Below are 18,437 nucleotides of genomic sequence, written 5' to 3'. Positions count from 1 at the left end.
CTCTCGTTGGCTCAGGCGGCCCGCGCCCGTGGGCGCGGATTGCATGGTAGGCGGGGTCGGATCAGTACACGCGCGGCTTCGGCGGCACCACGGACACGTCGTCGGTCAACGTGTACATGTGCACCGGACGGTAGTCGAAGCTGCACTTGCCCTTCTCGTCGACGCTGACCAGGGTGTGCTTCTGCCAGTTGACGTCGTCGCGGTCCGGATAGTCCTCGTGCGCATGCGCACCACGGCTTTCCTTGCGCTGTTCGGCCGAGTTGATCGTCGCCACCGCGTTGAGCAGCAGGTTGTTCAGCTCGTAGGTCTCGATCAGGTCCGAGTTCCAGACCAGCGAACGGTCGGAGACCTTCACGTCCTGGAACGAGTCGAAGATCTTGTCCATCTTCTCGCAGCCTTCCTTCAGCGTCTGGCTGGTGCGGAAGACGGCCGCGTCGGCCTGCATGGTGCGCTGCATGCGGTCGCGGATGACCGAGGTCGGGGTATCGCCGTTGGCGTGGCGCAGCTTGTCCAGCAGGCCCAGCGCCTTGTCGCAGGCATCGGCCGGCAGCGGCTTGTGCGCGGCGCCCGGCTTGATGGTCTCGGCGCAGCGGTTGGCCACCGCACGGCCGAACACCACCAGGTCGAGCAGCGAGTTCGAGCCCAGGCGGTTGGCGCCGTGCACGGACACGCAGGCCGCTTCGCCGATGGCGTACAGCCCCGGCACCACGGCGTTGTCGTTGTCGCCGACCTTCTGCACCACTTCACCGTGGTAGTTGGTCGGGATGCCGCCCATGTTGTAGTGCACGGTCGGAATGACCGGGATCGGCTGCTTGTGCACGTCGACGCCTGCGAAGATGCGGGCGCTCTCGGCGATGCCCGGCAGCTTCTCGTCGATCACGCCCGGGCCGAGGTGGGTCAGGTCGAGCAGGATGTGATCCTTGTGCTCGCCGACGCCGCGGCCTTCGCGGATCTCGATGGTCATCGAACGGCTGACCACGTCGCGCGAGGCCAGGTCCTTGTAGTGCGGTGCATAGCGCTCCATGAAGCGCTCGCCGCTGCTGTTGCGCAGGATGCCGCCTTCACCGCGGACACCCTCGGTGATCAGGCAGCCGGCGCCGTAGATGCCGGTCGGGTGGAACTGCACGAACTCCATGTCCTGCATGGCGATGCCGGCACGCATGGCCAGGCCGCCACCGTCGCCGGTGCAGGTGTGCGCCGAGGTAGCGCTGAAGTAGGCACGGCCGTAGCCGCCGGTGGCCAGCACCACGCCCTGGGCGCGGAACAGGTGCAGCGTGCCATCGGACATGTCCAGGGCCAGCACGCCGCGGCAGGCGCCTTCGTCGTCGAAGATCAGGTCGAGCGCGAAGTACTCGATCATGAAGCGCGCATCGTGCTTCAGCGACTGCTGGTACAGGGTGTGCAGCATCGCGTGGCCGGTACGGTCGGCCGCCGCGCAGGTACGCTGCGCCGCCGGGCCTTCGCCGTACTTGGTGGTCATGCCACCGAACGGACGCTGGTAGATCTTGCCTTCGGCGGTGCGCGAGAACGGCACACCGTAGTGTTCGAGTTCGATGATGGCCGGGATGGCCTCACGGCACATGTACTCGATGGCGTCCTGGTCACCCAGCCAGTCCGAACCCTTGATGGTGTCGAAGAAGTGGTAGCGCCAGTCGTCCTCGCCCATGTTGCCGAGTGCGGCCGAAATACCGCCCTGGGCGGCGACGGTGTGCGAACGGGTCGGGAAGACCTTGGTCAGGCACACGGTCTGCAGGCCCTTGGCGGCCAGGCCGAACGTGGCGCGCAGGCCGGCACCGCCGGCGCCGACCACGACCATGTCGTACTTGTGTTCGGTGATCTTGTAAGCGGACATCTAATCTGGATTCCTGTGTAGGTGCCTGGGCTCAGGCAACGCCGAGGGCGATGCGGCCCACCGCAAACACACTGACGATCATGCCGAGCACGGCGACGAACTTCACCGCGGTCTGCAGCACCAGGGCCAGCAGCGATTCGTGGATGTAGTCTTCCAGCACGACCTGCATGCCGAGCTGCGCGTGCCAGAACATGGCGATCAGCAGGCCGATCAGCGGCACTGCATTCCACGGCTTGGCCACGGCGGCGGCGGCGGTCGCGTAATCCGAGCCCAGCAGGCCCAGTACGAAGACCAGGAACCAGATGCCCAGCACCACCAGCGCGGCGGCGGTCAGGCGCTGGTGCACGAAATGCTCGGTGCCGGTCTTGGCCGAGCCCAGGCCGCGCACGTTCTTCAGCGGGGTACGGAACTTGCTCACGCGGCACCTCCGAACATCACATAGGCCCACACCAGCAGGGTGATCACCAGGCTGCCGATGACCGACAGCCAGCTGCTGCGGATGAAGGCAGGGATGCTGAAGCCGATGGCGAAGTCCTGCACTACATGACGGATGCCATTGCACAGGTGATAGGCGAACGACCATGTCCACGCGAACAGGAACACGCGGCCATACCAGGCCCCGGCATGGCCGGTGAAGCAGTTCCAGGACTCGGGCCCCATCATCAGGGCCAGCAGGCCGGCAGCGATGATGAGGGCACCAACAGACAGAAAGATGCCAGTGGCTCGATGCAGGATCGAGGTGGCCATCTGAATCTGCCAGCGATACACCTGAAGGTGCGGGGAAAGTGGGCGTTGTCTGGTCGCCATTCGCTGGGCTCGTTGTCTCGGCTGGGCGGCACGCGGCCGCGTTGGCTCAATGCTGATCAGAAATCGATGCAGCGTCCGTTTTTCTCCCAATCGCCATACCGCACCGGATCAAGTCCGCCGCGGCCGCCGAATTCCTCTGCTTTTTCCTGTTCCACGGGCACGGGTGCCGCAGGGACCAGCGGGGCTTCAGATTCGTCGTCGGGAGTGGGGGTTGTTTGGCCTATCATGTTCGGTCTCGCAACGCACAAATTTTAGACCTCGTTCACGTGCCTGACAACCTGCCCCCTGCTTTCGTCGGATATCCGCGCCTGCCCGGCCACCAGCTGCTGAGCCTGCAGGGCCCGGATGCGGCCGCCTTCGCCCACGCCCAATTCAGCAGCGATGTCACCGCCCTGCCCCTGCTGCACTGGCAGTGGAGCGCCTGGCTGACTGCCAAGGGCCGCACCCTGGCAGTGTTCCAGCTGCTCCGGCTGGCCGACGATCACGTGATGCTGGTGCTGGCCGACGGCGATGCCGATGCGATTGCGTCGCAACTGCAGCGCTTCGTGTTCCGTCGCAAGGTGAAGGTACAGGTGCGCAGCGATCTGGCCGTGGCCGGTGCGTTCACTGGACCCGAGGCTGCCAGCGGCGCCGCGATCGCGCACGCTGCAGGTGACGGCTGGGAGCTGGACCTGGGCAGCGACGCCCTGCCGCGCACCCTGCGCATCGGGGCGACGGATGCCGTTGCATCCGGCAGCGAAACCGATGAGGCCGCCTTCGCCCTCGCCTGGCGCCAGGCCGACTTGCGCTACGGATTGCCGCGCTTGGACGAAAGCCAGCGCGAAGTGTGGACCCCGCAGCAGCTGGGCCTGGACCGCCTGAATGGCTACAGCGTGAAGAAAGGCTGCTACCCGGGCCAGGAAATCGTCGCCCGCACCCACTTCCTCGGCAAGGCCAAGCGCGCGGTGCAGCTGCTGCATACCGCGGCACCGGCACAGGCCGGCGATGGCGTGCTGCAGGACGGCGCGACGCTGGGCACGGTCGCCAGCGTGGCCGGCAACCTGGCGCTGGCGGTGCTGCCGCTGGAGGCTGGCGACGCCGAGCTGCAGGTGGGTGATGCCATTGCGCAGCGCGTGCCGCTGCTGGATGGCCTGGCCCGCTGAAGCGGGCGGGGACCTGCACGGGTGGGTGCAGGAATGGTAGTGCCGGCCGTTGGCCGGCAACCATGCAGGGTCGAGGTTGCCGGCCAGCGGCCAGCACTACCGGCTACAGGCGCTCGCCGCTCTCTGCGTTGAAGAAGTGCAGGCCCTGCGGGTGAATCGCCACGCGGATCTGCTCGCCCACTGCTGGCAGCGACTGTGGTGCCACGCGCATGGTCAGCGCGTGCTGGCCACTGCTCATGTTGACGAAGATCTCGTTGCCGACCGGTTCGATGCCTTCGATGCGCGCGGTGAATGCATGCGCATCATCGGCAGCCGCCGGCTGCAGGTGCTCCGGGCGCACGCCCACCGCGATCGGCTTCTGCAGCCACGCCGGATCGATCGTCGCCTGGCCCAGCGGTGCACGCCATTCGCCGTCGACCACGCTCACGCCGCCGGCATCGCCCTGCAGCGTGCCACGCAGCACGTTCATCGCCGGGCTGCCGAGGAAACCGGCCACGAACAGGTTGGCCGGGCGGTCGTAGAGCGCCATCGGCGTATCGATCTGCTGGATGATGCCGTCCTTCAGCACCACGATGCGCTGGCCCAGGGTCATCGCTTCAACCTGGTCGTGCGTCACGTAGATCATGGTGGTGCCCAGCTTGCGGTGCAGCTGCGCGATCTCGGTGCGCACGCTGTGGCGCAGCTTGGCGTCGAGGTTGGACAGCGGCTCGTCGAGCAGGAACACCGCCGGCTCGCGCACCAGCGCCCGGCCCAGTGCCACGCGCTGACGCTGGCCACCGGACATCGCCTTGGGCAGCTTGTCCATCATCTCGGTCAGGCCCAGCGTCTGCGCGGCTTCGGCGATGCGCTTGTCGATGGTTGCCTTGTCATGCCCGCGCAGCTTCAGGCCGAAGGCCAGGTTCTCGGCCACGGTCATGTGCGGATACAACGCGTAGCTCTGGAACACCATGGCGATGTCGCGATCCTTCGGCGCCACGTCGTTGACCACGCGATCACCAATGGTCAGCGTGCCACCGCTGATCTCTTCCAGGCCCGCCACCATCCGCAACAGGGTCGACTTGCCACAGCCGGACGGACCGACCAGCACCATCAGCTCGCCATCGGCGACCTCGAAGGTGGCGTCCTTCACCGCGACCTGGCCGTTGTCATAGACCTTGCGCACACCCTGCAACTGCACTTTTGCCATATCACCTATCCGGTCCGCCCGAAGCCGGGCTGTCTTTTGGGACTGCCTCGGCCCTCCCGATGGCAGTGATGATTGCGCGCCTGCCGCATGACGGCGAGCACTGCAATCGAATACAGTTGCCCATTCTGCCATGTAAACGTTTTCACGTGGCACTATCCGATGATCGGTGCGCACCGATCTGCGTCGGCGGTTGAACGAAGGTTCCGCCGAGGTAGTGGTTTCGAATGGAACGGTCTTCCGCAACCCCGGAGATCGCCCCTGACGAACCTCGGACAGGCAGTTGCGCGGATGTCCCCCGAACCCAGCCATGAAGCGATTGACAACGATGTCACCCGGATCTGAAACTCGAGCGATGCACGACACCCTCTTCCTGTTCGGTGCCACAGGTGATCTGGCCCAGCGCTACCTGTTCCCTTCGCTGCTTCGCCTGCTTGGCGACGGCCTGCTGCCGGAGGACTTCCGCATCCGCGCACTGGCCCTGTCCGGGCATGACACCGAAGCCTTCCATGACATCCTGCGGCCGCGCCTGCAGCAGGCCATGCCGATGGCCACGCAGGACGACATCGCTGCCCTGCTGCGCCGCATCGACTACCGTTCGGTGGACCTGCGCGACGTCGACTCGGTTGCCGCTGCGGTCTCCGACCTGGTGCACCGCAAGTGCGTCAGCTACCTCGCCATTCCGCCGGGCCTGTACATTTCCACCTGCGAAGGCCTGGCCAAGGGCGGCGCCCTCGCCGCGCCGGCACGCCTGATGCTGGAGAAGCCGATCGGCAGCGACAGCGAGAGCGCCGAGGAAATCATCAGCACCATCGGCCAGTGGATCGACGAGGACCGCGTGTTCCGCCTCGACCACTACCTGGGCAAGGCGGCAGTGCAGAACCTGATCGCGCTGCGCTTCGGCAATACGCTGCTGGAAGCGGTGTGGAACCGCAACTACATCGAATCGGTGCACATCCTGGTGGCCGAGAGCGAAGGCGTGGACGGCCGTGACGCCTACTACGCCCGCTCCGGCGCGCTGCGCGACATGGTGCAGAGCCACATCCTGCAGCTGCTGTGCATGGTGGCGATGGAGCCGCCGGCGTCGCTAGAAGCCGACCGCATCCGTGACGAGAAGGTCAAGGTGCTGCGCGCCCTTCGCCCGCTCGACGCGAAGCACGCCGCGCGTGACAGCATCCGCGGCCGCTACACCGCTGGCACCATCAACGGCCAGCCGGCGCAGGCTTACCAGCCGCCGGAAGGCAGCGACGTGGAAACCTTCGCCGGTGTCACCGCGCATATCGACAACTGGCGCTGGAGCGGCGTGCCGTTCCATCTGGTCACCGGCAAGCGCCTGCCCGAGCGCACCACCCGCGTGGTGGTCACGCTGAAGCCGGTCACCCATTGGCTGTTCGAGCGCCCGCAGCGCGCGCAGGCCGCACCGAACCGCCTGGTGTTCCAGCTGCAGCCGCAGGAAAACATCGAACTGGGCCTGATGAGCAGCCTGGCCGGCCCGGAATGGGGCGCGCTGGAACTGCATCCGCTGGAACTGGAACTGTCAGTGCCAACCGGCCTGCATCGCCGCATCGCGTACGAGCGCCTGTTCCTGGATGCCTTCAATGGCAATCACACGCTGTTCGTGCGCGACGACGAAGTGCGTGCAGCGTGGGCCTGGATCGACAGCGTCGCCGACGCGTGGAAGGACGCCAAGCTGCCGCTGGAGCCCTACCCCGCCGGCCAATGGGGCCCGAGCAATGCCGGCGAGTTCCTGCCGCAGGGCGTGGACGCACCGGACAGCGGAGCGTCGGCATGAGCGCCAGCTCGCAGCCGGTGCTGGTGGCCGACATCGGCGGCACCAACGCCCGCTTCGCCCTGGCCGATACCTCGCAGGACGCGCCGCTGCGGAAGGACAGCATCCGCGAATACGCGGTGGCGGAGTTCCCTTCGCTGGGTGATGCGGCGCGCCACCACCTGGAACAGATCGGCGCCAGCGCAAGCCGCGGCGTGTTCGCAGTGGCCGGTCGCGTTGATGGCGATGAAGCGCGCATCACCAACCATCCGTGGGTGATCTCGCGCAACCGCACCGCAGCGATGCTCGGTTTCGACGAACTGCACCTGATCAACGACTTTGCCGCACAGGCGATGGCGATCTCATTGCTGCAGCCCGAGGACGTGGTCCAGGTCGGCGGTGCCGCCTGGGTTCCGGGCAAGCCGGGCCAGCCGCGCAACTACGCAGTGATCGGGCCGGGTACCGGCCTCGGCGTGGGCGGCCTGATCATGCGCCACGGCCGCTGCTATCCGCTGGAAACCGAAGGCGGCCATGTCAGTTTCCCGCCGGGAACTCCGGAAGAGATCCGCATCCTCGAGATCCTGTCCGAACAGTTCGGCCGCGTCTCCAACGAGCGCCTGATCTGTGGCCCCGGCCTGGTCAACATCCACCGCGCCGTGTGCGAGATGGCCGGTATCGACCCGGGCCAACTGCAGCCGGTGGACGTGACCGCCCGCGCCCTGCACGGTGATCCGCAGGCAATGCGCACCGTGGACGTGTTCTGCGCCGTGTTCGGCGCCATCGCCGGTGACCTGGTGCTCACCCAGGGCGCCTGGGATGGCGTGTTCCTGACCGGAGGCCTGACCCCGAAGATGCTCGATTCGCTGCAGCACTCCGGTTTCCGCCAGCGCTTCGAACACAAGGGCCGCTTCTCCTCGATCATGGCGCGCGTGCCCTCGTTGGCGGTGATGCATCCCCACGCCGGACTGCTTGGCGCCGCCGCCTATGCCACCGACGCCGAACGTGACGCACCAGGAGTTGCCGCATGAACCCCAGCTTCCACGACGACCGCATCGAGTTCATCCAGCACGGCGACGCCGACGGCTGGATCGAAGCGGTGGCCGCTGAGATGGCACGCACCCTCAACCACGACATCAATGACGTGGGCCGCGCCCGCATCCTGTTGTCCGGCGGCACCACGCCGGCCCCGGTCTACCAGGCACTGGCCGAGCTGGACGTGCACTGGGACCGGGTTGAAGTGAGCCTGGCCGACGAGCGCTGGCTGTCGCCGCAGGATCGCGACAGCAACGCCTGGCTGGTGCGCGAGCACCTGCTCAAGCGCACTGAGGGCGCCCACTTCGATCCGCTGGTACGGATCGGCAAGCCACTGCCCGAATGCGTGTACACCGCCAACCTGCAGGCGCAGCACAGCCAGCCGCCGAGCCTGGTAGCGCTGGGCATGGGCAACGACGGGCACACCGCCTCGCTGTTCCCGGGCTCGAAAGACCTCGCACGCGCACTGGAAAGCACCCTGCCCTATGCCGCGCTGGATGCCACCGGCTGCCCAGGCGCGAACCAGTGGCCGCTGCGCATCACGCTGACCCCGCACGGCCTGCGCCAGTGCCGCCAGCGCCTGCTGCTGCTGCGTGGCAAGCAGAAGCTGCAGGTACTGCGCCAGGCGCTGGACAGCAACGACGCCCAGCAGTACCCGATCCTCAATGCGATCAACCTGGAAGGCGCGCGCCTGCGCGTCCACTGGGCTGATTGATGTCGGCGGCGGCGCCGTGCCGCCGCTTGCCTCTCGCCACCATGAACGCCGGTAGCCAATGAGCCTCCATCCTCAACTGCAAGCCATCACTGAGCGCGTCATCCGCCGCAGCGCCGCCTCGCGCGCCGCCTATCTGGCCGCGATCGATGCCTCCCTGCGTGAGGGCCCGTTCCGCAGCCGCCTGAGTTGCGGCAACCTCGCCCACGGGTTCGCCGCCTGCGGCGGCACCGACAAGAGCCGCCTGCGCGGCGGCGTGACGCCGAACCTGGGCATCATCACCGCCTACAACGACATGCTGTCGGCCCACCAGCCGTTCGAGACCTATCCCGAACAGATCCGCGACATCGCCCGCGAGCTGGGCGCCACCGCGCAGGTCGCCGGCGGCGTCCCTGCGATGTGCGACGGTGTCACCCAGGGCGGTGGTGGCATGGAGCTGTCGCTGTTCTCGCGCGATGTCATTGCCCAGGCCACGGCCATCGGCCTCAGCCATGACATGTTCGATACCACCGTCTACCTCGGCGTGTGCGACAAGATCGTGCCGGGCCTGCTGATCGGTGCGCTGGCCTTCGGCCATCTGCCGGCGGTGTTCGTACCGGCCGGCCCGATGACCCCGGGCATCCCGAACAAGCAGAAGGCCGAAGTGCGCGAGCGCTACGCCGCCGGTGAGGCCACCCGCGAAGAGCTGCTGGAAGCCGAGTCCGCGTCGTACCACGGTGCGGGCACCTGCACCTTCTACGGCACGGCCAACTCCAACCAGGTGTTGCTGGAAGCCATGGGCGTGCAGTTGCCGGGCGCATCGTTCGTCAATCCGGGCACGCCGCTGCGCGACGCCCTGACCCGCGAGGCAACCGAACGCGCGCTGGACATCACCGCACTGGGCGACGATTTCCGCCCGCTGGGCCGGATCATCGACGAGCGCGCGATCATCAACGCGGTCATCGCGCTGATGGCCACTGGCGGTTCGACCAACCACACCATCCACTGGATCGCGGTGGCGCGTGCGGCCGGCATCGTGCTGACCTGGGACGACTTCGACGAACTGTCGCAGCTGATTCCGCTGCTGGCCCGTGTCTACCCGAACGGCGAGGCCGACGTGAACCGTTTCGCGGCCGCTGGCGGCCCGGCCTTCGTGTTCGGCGAGCTGATCAAGGCGGGCCTGATGCACGGCGATCTGGTCAGCGTCGCGCGTGGCGGCATGTCCGACTATGCGCGCGAGCCGCAACTGCGTGACGGCCGGCTGGTCTACCTGCCGGGCCTGGAACACAGCGCCGATGACGAAGTGGTTCGTGGCGTCGACAATCCGTTCGAGCACCAGGGTGGCCTGCGCCTGCTGCGTGGCAACCTCGGCAAGTCGCTGATCAAGCTGTCGGCGGTGAAACCGCAGTACCGGACGATCGAAGCACCTGCGGTGGTGGTCGATGCACCGCAGGTATTGAACAAGCTGCACGCCGGTGGCCTGCTGCCGCAGGACTTCGTGGCGGTGGTGCGCTACCAGGGCCCGCGTGCCAACGGCATGCCCGAACTGCATTCGCTGGCACCGCTGCTGGGCCTGCTGCAGAACCAGGGCCGGCGCGTGGCGCTGGTCACCGACGGCCGCCTGTCCGGTGCGTCGGGCAAGATCCCGGCGGCCATCCATGTGACGCCGGAAGCGGCGCGTGGTGGCCCGCTGGCCAAGGTCCGCGAGGGCGACATGATCCGCCTCGACGGCGAGGCCGGCACGCTGGAAGTGCTGGTGGACGCGGCGGAATGGGCAGCACGTCCGCTGGCGCCGAACACCGCGCCGGCCGCGCATGACCTGGGCCGCAACCTGTTCGCGATCAACCGTCGCGTGGTGGGCCCGGCCGACCAGGGCGCGATTTCGATTTCGTGCGGGCCGGCGGCGGCCGATGGCGGGCCGTGGGAGTACGACGCGGAGTATGAGCTGGGGCACGATGCCGCAGCGGCGGCGGCGCCGCATGAGGCGAAAGACGCCTGACGCGAAAAGCCGCGGCAGGCTTCCCGGCTTGGGCAGTAGAGCGCCCTGGCCGGGACACGCCGTAAACCCATTCATGGGGGCTCGATCGCGGCATTCATGCCGCTCACAGTCCCGGCCAGGGCGCTCTACTGCCCTTGGACAATTCCCGGCGCGTCATTTGCGCTGCGGCCACTGAATCAAGAAGAGCAAAGGCAAGGGCAAAAGCATGGGTATCGAACAACATCAGGTGAAGGCGGCGGAGCTGTTGCATGCGGCGGGCATCCTGCCGGTGGTGACGATTCATACGCTGGACCAGGCGCGAGCGGTCAGTGCGGCGCTGCTGGAAGGTGGTCTGCCGGCGATCGAGCTGACGCTGCGCACGCCGGTGGCGATGGAAGCGCTGGCAATGCTCAAGCGCGAGCTGCCGGACGTGGTGGTGGGCGCCGGTACGGTGCTGACCGTGGAGCAGATGCAGCAGTCGATCGATGCGGGTGCTGACTTCCTGGTGACCCCGGGGACGCCGCCGGCGCTGGCTGATGCACTTGCCGCTGCGCCGCTGCCGGTGGTGCCGGGTGCGGCGACGCCGACCGAGCTGCTGTCGCTCTACGCCCGCGGTTTCCGCGTGTGCAAGCTGTTCCCGGCCACAGCCGTGGGCGGGCTGGCGATGATCAAGGGACTGGCCGGCCCGGTTGCCGACCTCAAGCTGTGCCCGACCGGCGGCATCACCGAGAACACCGCCGCCGAGTACCTCGAGCAGAAGAACGTGGTCTGCATCGGTGGTTCGTGGATGGTGCCGGGCAACTGGATTGCCGACGGCGAATGGGACAAGGTGCGCGCCAGCGCCGCCGACGCCGCGAAGATCATCAAGCGCGTGCGCGGCCACTGACATGAAGATCGGGGTCAGAGCCCTTTCCCGCCGGGAAAGGGATCCGACCCCAGGTTGCGAGCGCGCACAGCGCGCGACCCGCTCCTGCTCTTCAATCTTCATTCCGCGGTGGCGGCGCACGGAAACTGTCGGTGGCCCTGCGGAGGGATTGCGCAGGGGCGTAAGCGCCATGGATGGCGCGCCCGAGCCTTCAGGGATGGATTCACGGCGTCCCCTGCGCGGTCCCTCCGCAGGGCCAACCCCAGAAATCCAACCGCACCACCGCGAGGGGCTCAGCCGTTGGCCGAAACCCTTACAACGGCCGCGCCGGATCCACCAGCCCGTACTGGCTGGCCATGCGCGCCAGCGCGATGTTGTCGTGGATCCCCATCTTCTCGAACAACCGCGCCTTGTGCGTGTTCACCGTCTTCGCACTCAGGCTCAGGCGCCGCGCGATGTCTTCCTGGCGCACGCCCTGGGTCAGCAGCAAGGCTACTTCCAGTTCGCGCGGCGACAGGCTGTCGAACGGCGATCCATTGCCCTCCACCGTCGACAGGGCCAGGTTCTGCGCGATGCTGGTGCCCAGGTAGCGACGGCCCATGGCCACATCGCGCACCGCGCGCAGCAGCTCCTGTGCATCGCAGCCCTTGCCGATGTAGCCCGCGGCCCCCGCCTCCAGCAAGCGCTTCGGCAGCGGCCCGTCTTCCAGCACCGATACGATCACCACGCGGGTGTTGCGGTGGCTGCGGACGATGCGCTCGGTCACTTCCATGCCACTCACACCGGGCAGGTGCAGGTCGCACAGCACCACGTCCGGCAACAGCTGGCGGACGTCGCGCAGTGCGTCTTCACCCGTCTCGGCTTCGCCCACCACCTCGATGTCGGTCTCCCCGACAGGATCATCTTCATCCCGGTGCGGACCAGCGCATGGTCATCCACCAGGTAGACTCGAATCGTCATTCACGTACCTCTTCGAATGCGGCCATTGCAGGTCAAGCTAGGCAGGGCGCCGATACCCCTGCAAGCGCGTCCGGGACGCGATCCAGGCGTTCTGCCTTGCGCATCACAGTAACGCGCGTTGTGCTTGCCCCCTGTCTTGCAGAACCTGCTGCAACGAAACAACTGATCTATTACGTAGACGCCCCGGAAGGGTCATCCACGTCACCCCCCTGTGATGATGCTTCGCTGGCCGTCGCTGGCGGCGAATCCCGACGTCGCCAAGGATGCCGGCGACTGAACATGACCAGATAGCACCCTACCACCCAAACCAGCGCGGCACACCATCCGGCCAGGATGTCCGAGGGATAATGCACGCCCAGATAGACCCGTGAGACGCTCACCAGCAGGCTGAACGGGGGCGCCAGCAGCAGTACCGGCCAGCGCCAGCGGGTATTCCAGGCCAGCAGCACCAGGGTCGCGGCGAGGGTCATCGAGCCCATGGCGTGCCCGCTGGGGAAGCTGAACGTCGATTCCGGCGCAATCGACTCCCACAGGCTGGGGCGCTGGCGCTGGAAGAAGTGCTTGCTGCCCATGTTCAGCAACGCCGATCCCACGAAACTGACCGCGACGAAGGTCGCCTCGCGCCAGCGCCGGTAGCCCAGCAGCGCACCGATGATCAGCACGTCAGCGGGGATCAGGAACCACTCGTAGCCCAGTTTCGAGATGAGCACGAAGAAGCGGTCCAGCCATGGCGAATGCAGGCCATGCATCTGCCACAGCAGCGGCGCATCGAAATGGAACGATTCAAATTCGTGCACTTCGTCAGCCAGGGCGACGAAGCCCGCCAACGGCAGCAGTACGCCACCGAACAGCAGGACCAGGCGCCAGGCGTTGCGCGCCATCCAGTGGCGGAAACCGGAGGCCGACTCCGGAGCGGCGAGGATCGCAGGCTTATCCGGCGCTTCGGACATATTTGTGTTCGACGTAATCGTCGATCAGGGCGACGAACTCCTGGGCGATGTTGTCGCCACGCAGGGTCACCTTCTTCTCGCCATCGACGAATACCGGTGCTGCCGGCGTCTCGCCCGTGCCCGGCAGGGAGATGCCGATGTTGGCATGGCGCGACTCACCCGGCCCATTGACGATGCAGCCCATCACCGCCAGGGTCATGTTCTCCGCACCCGGGTGGTGGATCTTCCACAGCGGCATCTTCTCGCGCACATGGTTCTGCACCACTTTGGCCAGTTCCTGGAAGAACTCGGAGGTGGTGCGGCCGCAGCCCGGGCAGGCCGTGACCAGCGGCGTGAAGGCGCGCTGGCCGGTGGTCTGCAGCAGTTCCTGGGCGACGATCACTTCCTGCGTGCGCGACTGGCCCGGTTCCGGGGTCAGCGAGATGCGGATGGTGTCACCGATGCCTTCCTGCAGCAGCACGCTCAGCGCTGCCGACGAGGCGACGATGCCCTTGCTGCCGATACCGGCTTCGGTCAGGCCCAGGTGCAGGGCGAAGTCCGAGCGCTGCGCCAGGTCGCGGTACACCGCGATCAGTTCCTGCACGCCACTGACCTTGGCCGACAGCACGATCCGATCGCGCGGCAGGCCCAGTTCCACGGCCTGCTCGGCCGAATCCAGCGCCGAACGGATCAGCGCCTCACGCAGCACGCGGCCGGCGTCCCAGGGCTGCTCGCGCAGGTTGTTCTCGTCCATCAGCCTGGCCGCCAGGGCCTGGTCCAGCGAGCCCCAGTTGGCACCGATGCGCACCGGCTTGTTGTAGCGGATCGCGAACTCGATCAACTGGGCGAACTGCAGGTCCTTCTTCTTGCCGAAGCCGACATTGCCCGGGTTGATGCGGTACTTGGCCAACGCTTCCGCACATGCCGGTTCGGCAGTGAGCAGCTGGTGGCCGTTGTAGTGGAAGTCACCGATCAGCGGTACATCGATACCCATCATCGCCAGCTTGTCGACGATGCGCGGAATGGCCGCAGCGGCTTCCACGGTGTTGACGGTCAACCGCACCATCTCCGAACCTGCACGCCACAACTCGGCCACCTGCTTCACGCTGGAGGCCACGTCGGAGGTATCGGTGTTGGTCATCGACTGCACCACCACCGGCTTGCCTCCGCCTACGGTGACCCCGCCGATCTGGACGGCATGGGTCTGGCGACGGGGCCAGGCGGTGGCATCGGAGGGGGGAGTCGGGCGGGTGACGGCGTCGTGCATGGGCGCATTCTACCGCCCACTCCCGCATTCGGGGTGACTCGCATTCAGCCTGCGGCACGGCTGCGGCCGATTGTCGCAGGCATGTACACGCATGAACGCATACGATGAGCGTGAATGACCGGTCCCGACGCCCCGTTTCTCCGTACCCTGTGCAGCCTGCGCTGGCTTGCCGTAGGCGGCCAGGCCGCCACCATCCTGGTCGCGACCTGGGTGCTGGGCCTGCCGTTGCCGCAGCTGCCGTTGTGGGCCGGCGTGGCGGTGCTGGCCCTGTTCAACGTCTATACCCAGCTGCGCCCGGAAGCGGCCGACACTGCGCCGCTGACCGCATTCGGCCATATCCTGGTGGACGTGATCATCCTGACCTGGATGGTGGGCTGGAGCGGCGGCATGGCCAACCCGTTCAGCTCACTGTTCCTGATCCTGATCGCGCTGGCCGCCTTCGCCCTGCCCCTGCGCTGGGCACTGGCGGTCGCGCTGGCCTGCCTGCTCGGCTACGCCGCCAGCGGCATTTTCGGGCAGGCGCTGCCGGACGGCTACTTCCGCTCTCAGGACCTCAATCGCTGGGGCGTGGTCGCCAACTTCCTGATTTCCGCCACAGTGGTGCTGGCCTTCTCCACCCGCCTGGCACTGGCCCTGCGGGAGCGCGAACTGGAACTGTCGGCGCTGCGTGAGCGCTTCGCCCGCAACGAGGGCATCGTCGCCCTGGCCACCCATGCCGCCTCGGTCGCGCATGAGCTGAACACACCGCTGGCGACCATGACCCTGCTCGCCGACGATGTCGCCGAGCGCAGCGAAGAGCCTGAAGTGCGCGAAGACATGGAAACCCTGCGCGAGCTGCTGGTGCAGTGCCGGGAACGTGTGCTGGCGCTGGCCGCACCAGCCTCGGCCGACGCGCCGGGCCGCAGCCATTCCAGCGCCCAGCAGGTACTTGAACAATGGCGCCTGGTGCGGCCGACCATCGACCTGCACCGCAATGACGATGCGCCGCTGCGGCTGCCGCTCGACCCGGGCGTAGGCCATCTGTTGATGGTCCTGCTCAACAATGCCGCCGATGCCGGCGAGAAGGCCGGCCGGCCGCGCGTGGACCTGGACCTGCGCATCGAGGGCGACGACCTGATCGGCGAAGTACGCGACTACGGCCATGGTTTCGACGCCCGTGCCGCCGTGCTGCCGGGCAAGCTGTTCGGCAGCAGCAAGAGCGAGGGCATGGGCGTCGGCCTGGCCCTGTCCCATGCCACCATCGAACGCCTCGACGGCGAGATGTGGATGCGCCCGGCCCAGGGGGCCGGCAGCCGCGTCGGCTTCCGCCTGCCGCTGGCCCCACGCGAGGAAACCCCATGAGCGCCTCAACCCTTGGTCTGCTGGTCGACGACGACGAGCTGTACCTGCGCACCCTGCAGCGCAGCCTGGCCCGCAAGGGCCTGGAAACACAGACCGCACAGGATGCCGCCAGTGCCCTGGCACTGGCCCGCCAGCATCCGCCGGCGTTCGCGCTGATCGACCTGAAGCTGGGCAGCGATTCCGGCCTGGCGCTGATCCAGCCGCTGCGCGCACTGCGCGCGGACATGCGCATCCTGCTGGTGACCGGCTATGCCAGCATCGCCACCGCAGTGGAGGCGATCAAGCTGGGCGCGGATGATTACCTGCCGAAGCCGGCCACGGTGCCGATGATCCTGCGCGCCCTCGGTGAAGAGGACGACGGCCCGGCCGACGATGGCGAAATGGAAGTGCCCGATGCGATGACGCCGATCAGCCGCCTGCAGTGGGAACACATCCAGCAGGCGATGCACGAGACCGGCGGCAACGTGTCCGCGGCGGCACGCCTGCTCGGCATGCACCGGCGCTCACTGCAGCGCAAGCTGGCCAAGCGGCCCAGTCCGGAACGCGATCCGAGCCGGTGACGCGGTAGTGCCGGCCGCTGGCCGGCAACCTCATGAACGCTGGGCACGTCACCGGAATGCCGGCCACCGGCCGGCACTACCCGGGCATCAGCCCTTCAGCTGCGCCAGGATCTCGCGGGTCATCGGGTCGGCAACCGCCACATCCTCGCCCTGCAGCGCCGGCAGCAGGCCACTGGCCAGCTGCTTGCCCAGTTCGACACCGAACTGGTCGAAGGCGTTGATGTTCCAGATCACCGACTGCACGTACACAGCGTGCTCGTACATGGCGATCAGTGCACCCAGCGCCTGCGGGGTCAGCGCGTCGAGCAGGATCAGCGTGCTCGGCCGGCCCCCCGGGTAGTCGCGGTGCGGATCTTCGCTGCCCTGGCCATTGGCCAGCGCTTCGGTCTGCGCCAGCAGGTTGGCCAGCAAGGCCTGGTGATTGATCGTATAGGGATCATCGTTGTGCACACAGCCGATGAAGTCGGCCGGAACGACGCTGGTGCCCTGGTGCAACGCCTGGAAGAAGCTGTGCTGCACATCGGTGCCCGCCCCACCCCACCACACCGGCACGGTGTCGACGGTGACCGGCTGGCCGTCGCGCTGCACGCGCTTGCCCAGGCTTTCCATCACCAGCTGCTGAAGGTAAGCCGGCAGCAGCGCCAGGCGCTGGTCGTAGGTCATCACCGCGTGTGTGGCATGGCCCAGCAGGTTGCGGTTCCAGATGTCGGTGAGGCCGTGCAGCACCGGCAGGTTGCGCTCCAGCGGTGCATCCAGCGCATGCGCATCCATCTGCGCCGCGCCTTCCAGCAACTGTTCAAAGCGCTCGAAGCCGATTGCCAGCGCAATCGGGAAACCGACCGCCGACCACAGCGAATAACGGCCACCGACCCAGTCCCACATCGGCAGCACGCGATCGGCGGCGATCGCGAAGGCCTTGGCGGCGCGCTCCGGATTGGCGCTGACCGCATACAGGCGCTCGCTGCCACCCAGCCAGTCGTGCAGGATCTGGCCGTTGAGCAGCGTTTCCTGCGTGCCGAAGGTCTTGGAGATCAGGATGCCGGCGGTCTTCGCCGGATCCAACGTGGCCAGCGTGCGCTGCATGGCGGCGCCGTCCACGTTCGACACGAAATGCACGCGCAGGCGCGCACCGGTGACCGGGCGCAGCGCATCGGCGACCAGGCGCGGGCCGAGGTCGGAACCCCCGATGCCGACACTGACCACATCGGTCACGCCGCTGTCTTCCAGCGCGCGCACCAGCACGCCCATGCGCTGGCGGATGCCACGCGCGGTGGCATAGGCCTCGGCCGCCACCGGCGCATCGACCACGTCGCCACGCAGCGCGGTATGCAGCGCGGCGCGGCCTTCGGTCAGATTGACCTGCTCGCCGCGGAACAGGCGGGTGATGGCGCCACCGACATCACGGTCGGCAGCCAGCGCCAGCAACGCCTGCAGCGCCGCGGCATCGTATTTCTGACGGGCGAAGTTGACGTACAACGGACCGACCCGCAGCGCCAGGTCCTGCACGCGGCCGGGTTCGGTGGCGAGCAGGCTGGGAATGCTTGCGCCCTTCAGGCGCTGGGCGTGGGAGTGCAGCGAGTCGAATCCGTTGTTCGTTGTCATGCGGCCTGGGTCGGGATCGTGTCGTTGGTGTGGGTGATCTGGTTGTTGCCATCAACGTACACCAGCTTCGGCTTGAAGCTGTCAGCTTCCTGCTCGGTCATGCTGGCGAACGCGGCGATGATGATGATGTCACCGACCTGCACGTGGCGCGCGGCGCCACCGTTGAGCGAGACAACGCCGCTGCCGGCTTCGGCGCGGATGGCATAGGTCGAGAAGCGCGCACCGTTGGTCACGTCCCAGATGTGCACCTGTTCGAACTCGCGGATGCCAGTGGCAGCCAGCAGGTTGTCATCAATGGCGATCGAGCCTTCGTAGTTCAGCTCGGAATGGGTGACGGTGGCGCGGTGGATCTTGGTCTTGAGCAGGGACAGGTGCATGGGGGCGCTGCAACGGCAAAGGAAAGAGCGGATTCTAGCACCCGCACAGCGCCGGGCATTACGGCCGGCAACCTGTTCAGGTA

General features: G+C 67.2%; 17 protein-coding genes and 1 pseudogene. 8 read left to right on the top strand and 10 right to left on the bottom strand.

Translation table 11 applies throughout. The annotated features are described in order from the left end of the window. Positions 1 to 61 precede the first annotated feature (61 nt). Genes sdhA through DL544_RS08145 form a run of 4 tightly spaced genes read right to left on the bottom strand, consistent with a single transcriptional unit; the run spans position 62 to position 2,886 of the window. A complete protein-coding gene (sdhA, locus tag DL544_RS08160; RefSeq protein ID WP_014036803.1) occupies positions 62 to 1,852 on the bottom strand; it encodes a succinate dehydrogenase flavoprotein subunit in 1,791 nt (596 codons plus the stop codon). A 31-nt stretch (positions 1,853 to 1,883) separates the two neighbouring features. Then, complete coding sequence (sdhD, locus tag DL544_RS08155) at positions 1,884 to 2,270, bottom strand: succinate dehydrogenase, hydrophobic membrane anchor protein (RefSeq protein ID WP_005409077.1); 387 nt, start codon at positions 2,268 to 2,270, stop codon at positions 1,884 to 1,886. Beyond that, complete coding sequence (gene sdhC, locus DL544_RS08150) at positions 2,267 to 2,659, bottom strand: succinate dehydrogenase, cytochrome b556 subunit (RefSeq protein ID WP_005416132.1); 393 nt, start codon at positions 2,657 to 2,659, stop codon at positions 2,267 to 2,269. The genes sdhD and sdhC overlap by 4 nt, the downstream gene beginning before the upstream one ends. A 56-nt stretch (positions 2,660 to 2,715) precedes the next feature. Beyond that, entirely contained in the window at positions 2,716 to 2,886 is a 171-nt protein-coding gene (locus DL544_RS08145) for a DUF1674 domain-containing protein (protein WP_005409075.1), read from the bottom strand. A 39-nt stretch (positions 2,887 to 2,925) separates the two neighbouring features. Between DL544_RS08145 and ygfZ the strand changes: the two genes are divergently transcribed. After that, positions 2,926 to 3,801 (top strand): CAF17-like 4Fe-4S cluster assembly/insertion protein YgfZ, encoded by an 876-nt coding sequence (gene ygfZ, locus DL544_RS08140; protein WP_139726970.1) that lies wholly within the window; start codon positions 2,926 to 2,928, stop codon positions 3,799 to 3,801. A 103-nt stretch (positions 3,802 to 3,904) separates the two neighbouring features. Here the strand turns inward: ygfZ and DL544_RS08135 are convergent, their stop codons facing one another. Beyond that, the gene (locus DL544_RS08135) at positions 3,905 to 4,987 is read right to left on the bottom strand and encodes an ABC transporter ATP-binding protein (protein WP_065179413.1); all 1,083 of its coding nucleotides are present in this window, start codon (positions 4,985 to 4,987) and stop codon (positions 3,905 to 3,907) included. 352 nt (positions 4,988 to 5,339) lie between these two features. Between DL544_RS08135 and zwf the strand changes: the two genes are divergently transcribed. The 5 genes from zwf (at position 5,340) to eda (ending at position 11,339) form a co-directional block, all read left to right on the top strand. Then, positions 5,340 to 6,776: a glucose-6-phosphate dehydrogenase gene (gene zwf / locus DL544_RS08130; RefSeq protein WP_005416129.1), complete on the top strand. Its 1,437-nt coding sequence runs from the start codon at positions 5,340 to 5,342 to the stop codon at positions 6,774 to 6,776. After that, positions 6,773 to 7,780 (top strand): glucokinase, encoded by a 1,008-nt coding sequence (gene glk / locus DL544_RS08125; protein ID WP_005416128.1) that lies wholly within the window; start codon positions 6,773 to 6,775, stop codon positions 7,778 to 7,780. The genes zwf and glk overlap by 4 nt, the downstream gene beginning before the upstream one ends. After that, complete coding sequence (gene pgl, locus DL544_RS08120) at positions 7,777 to 8,499, top strand: 6-phosphogluconolactonase (RefSeq protein ID WP_065185208.1); 723 nt, start codon at positions 7,777 to 7,779, stop codon at positions 8,497 to 8,499. Before glk ends, pgl begins: the two co-directional genes overlap by 4 nt. Positions 8,500 to 8,557: 58 nt before the next feature. Continuing rightward, positions 8,558 to 10,474 carry a phosphogluconate dehydratase gene (gene edd, locus DL544_RS08115; RefSeq protein WP_139726969.1) on the top strand — a complete coding sequence of 639 codons (1,917 nt, stop codon included), beginning with the start codon at positions 8,558 to 8,560 and terminating at the stop codon, positions 10,472 to 10,474. A gap of 205 nt (positions 10,475 to 10,679) precedes the next feature. Next, positions 10,680 to 11,339, top strand: a complete 660-nt coding sequence (gene eda / locus DL544_RS08110; protein ID WP_049429315.1) for a bifunctional 4-hydroxy-2-oxoglutarate aldolase/2-dehydro-3-deoxy-phosphogluconate aldolase — start codon at positions 10,680 to 10,682, stop codon at positions 11,337 to 11,339. Between the two features lie 292 nt (positions 11,340 to 11,631). Here the strand turns inward: eda and DL544_RS08105 are convergent. The 3 genes and pseudogenes from DL544_RS08105 to ispG form a co-directional block, all read right to left on the bottom strand. Next, positions 11,632 to 12,278: pseudogene (locus DL544_RS08105) on the bottom strand (response regulator). Between the two features lie 170 nt (positions 12,279 to 12,448). Beyond that, positions 12,449 to 13,228 carry a phosphatase PAP2 family protein gene (locus DL544_RS08100; protein ID WP_005416123.1) on the bottom strand — a complete coding sequence of 260 codons (780 nt, stop codon included), beginning with the start codon at positions 13,226 to 13,228 and terminating at the stop codon, positions 12,449 to 12,451. Next, positions 13,209 to 14,474 carry a flavodoxin-dependent (E)-4-hydroxy-3-methylbut-2-enyl-diphosphate synthase gene (gene ispG / locus DL544_RS08095; protein ID WP_049423521.1) on the bottom strand — a complete coding sequence of 422 codons (1,266 nt, stop codon included), beginning with the start codon at positions 14,472 to 14,474 and terminating at the stop codon, positions 13,209 to 13,211. The genes DL544_RS08100 and ispG overlap by 20 nt, the downstream gene beginning before the upstream one ends. A 114-nt stretch (positions 14,475 to 14,588) precedes the next feature. On the opposite strand from ispG, the gene DL544_RS08090 reads away from it, so the two are divergent. Together DL544_RS08090 and DL544_RS08085 are read left to right on the top strand one after the other, a co-directional pair. Then, complete coding sequence (locus tag DL544_RS08090; RefSeq protein WP_005416121.1) at positions 14,589 to 15,815, top strand: ATP-binding protein; 1,227 nt, start codon at positions 14,589 to 14,591, stop codon at positions 15,813 to 15,815. Further along, complete coding sequence (locus DL544_RS08085; RefSeq protein ID WP_005409063.1) at positions 15,812 to 16,375, top strand: response regulator transcription factor; 564 nt, start codon at positions 15,812 to 15,814, stop codon at positions 16,373 to 16,375. Before DL544_RS08090 ends, DL544_RS08085 begins: the two co-directional genes overlap by 4 nt. Positions 16,376 to 16,462: 87 nt before the next feature. On the opposite strand, the gene pgi is transcribed toward DL544_RS08085, so the two are convergent. Together pgi and panD are read right to left on the bottom strand one after the other, a co-directional pair. Then, positions 16,463 to 17,977 carry a glucose-6-phosphate isomerase gene (gene pgi / locus DL544_RS08080; protein ID WP_139726968.1) on the bottom strand — a complete coding sequence of 505 codons (1,515 nt, stop codon included), beginning with the start codon at positions 17,975 to 17,977 and terminating at the stop codon, positions 16,463 to 16,465. Continuing rightward, complete coding sequence (gene panD / locus DL544_RS08075; protein WP_006432456.1) at positions 17,974 to 18,354, bottom strand: aspartate 1-decarboxylase; 381 nt, start codon at positions 18,352 to 18,354, stop codon at positions 17,974 to 17,976. Before panD ends, pgi begins: the two co-directional genes overlap by 4 nt. Positions 18,355 to 18,437 lie beyond the last annotated feature (83 nt).

Source organism: Stenotrophomonas sp. pho, assembly GCF_006228405.1.
In the GTDB taxonomy this organism is placed as follows: Bacteria; Pseudomonadota; Gammaproteobacteria; order Xanthomonadales; family Xanthomonadaceae; genus Stenotrophomonas; species Stenotrophomonas sepilia.
This window is presented reverse-complemented; position numbering and strand designations above follow the sequence as displayed.

What these genes read in the sequence shown, in the direction of transcription:
- sdhA (WP_014036803.1), bottom strand. Translation starts at nt 1,852, where the DNA reads ATGTCCGCTTACAAGATCACCGAACACAAGTACGACATGGTCGTGGTC.
- sdhC (WP_005416132.1), bottom strand. Translation starts at nt 2,659, where the DNA reads ATGGCGACCAGACAACGCCCACTTTCCCCGCACCTTCAGGTGTATCGC.
- DL544_RS08145 (WP_005409075.1), bottom strand. Translation starts at nt 2,886, where the DNA reads ATGATAGGCCAAACAACCCCCACTCCCGACGACGAATCTGAAGCCCCG.
- DL544_RS08135 (WP_065179413.1), bottom strand. Translation starts at nt 4,987, where the DNA reads ATGGCAAAAGTGCAGTTGCAGGGTGTGCGCAAGGTCTATGACAACGGC.
- zwf (WP_005416129.1), top strand. Translation starts at nt 5,340, where the DNA reads ATGCACGACACCCTCTTCCTGTTCGGTGCCACAGGTGATCTGGCCCAG.
- glk (WP_005416128.1), top strand. Translation starts at nt 6,773, where the DNA reads ATGAGCGCCAGCTCGCAGCCGGTGCTGGTGGCCGACATCGGCGGCACC.
- pgl (WP_065185208.1), top strand. Translation starts at nt 7,777, where the DNA reads ATGAACCCCAGCTTCCACGACGACCGCATCGAGTTCATCCAGCACGGC.
- edd (WP_139726969.1), top strand. Translation starts at nt 8,558, where the DNA reads ATGAGCCTCCATCCTCAACTGCAAGCCATCACTGAGCGCGTCATCCGC.
- eda (WP_049429315.1), top strand. Translation starts at nt 10,680, where the DNA reads ATGGGTATCGAACAACATCAGGTGAAGGCGGCGGAGCTGTTGCATGCG.
- DL544_RS08100 (WP_005416123.1), bottom strand. Translation starts at nt 13,228, where the DNA reads ATGTCCGAAGCGCCGGATAAGCCTGCGATCCTCGCCGCTCCGGAGTCG.
- ispG (WP_049423521.1), bottom strand. Translation starts at nt 14,474, where the DNA reads ATGCACGACGCCGTCACCCGCCCGACTCCCCCCTCCGATGCCACCGCC.
- DL544_RS08090 (WP_005416121.1), top strand. Translation starts at nt 14,589, where the DNA reads ATGACCGGTCCCGACGCCCCGTTTCTCCGTACCCTGTGCAGCCTGCGC.
- DL544_RS08085 (WP_005409063.1), top strand. Translation starts at nt 15,812, where the DNA reads ATGAGCGCCTCAACCCTTGGTCTGCTGGTCGACGACGACGAGCTGTAC.
- pgi (WP_139726968.1), bottom strand. Translation starts at nt 17,977, where the DNA reads ATGACAACGAACAACGGATTCGACTCGCTGCACTCCCACGCCCAGCGC.
- panD (WP_006432456.1), bottom strand. Translation starts at nt 18,354, where the DNA reads ATGCACCTGTCCCTGCTCAAGACCAAGATCCACCGCGCCACCGTCACC.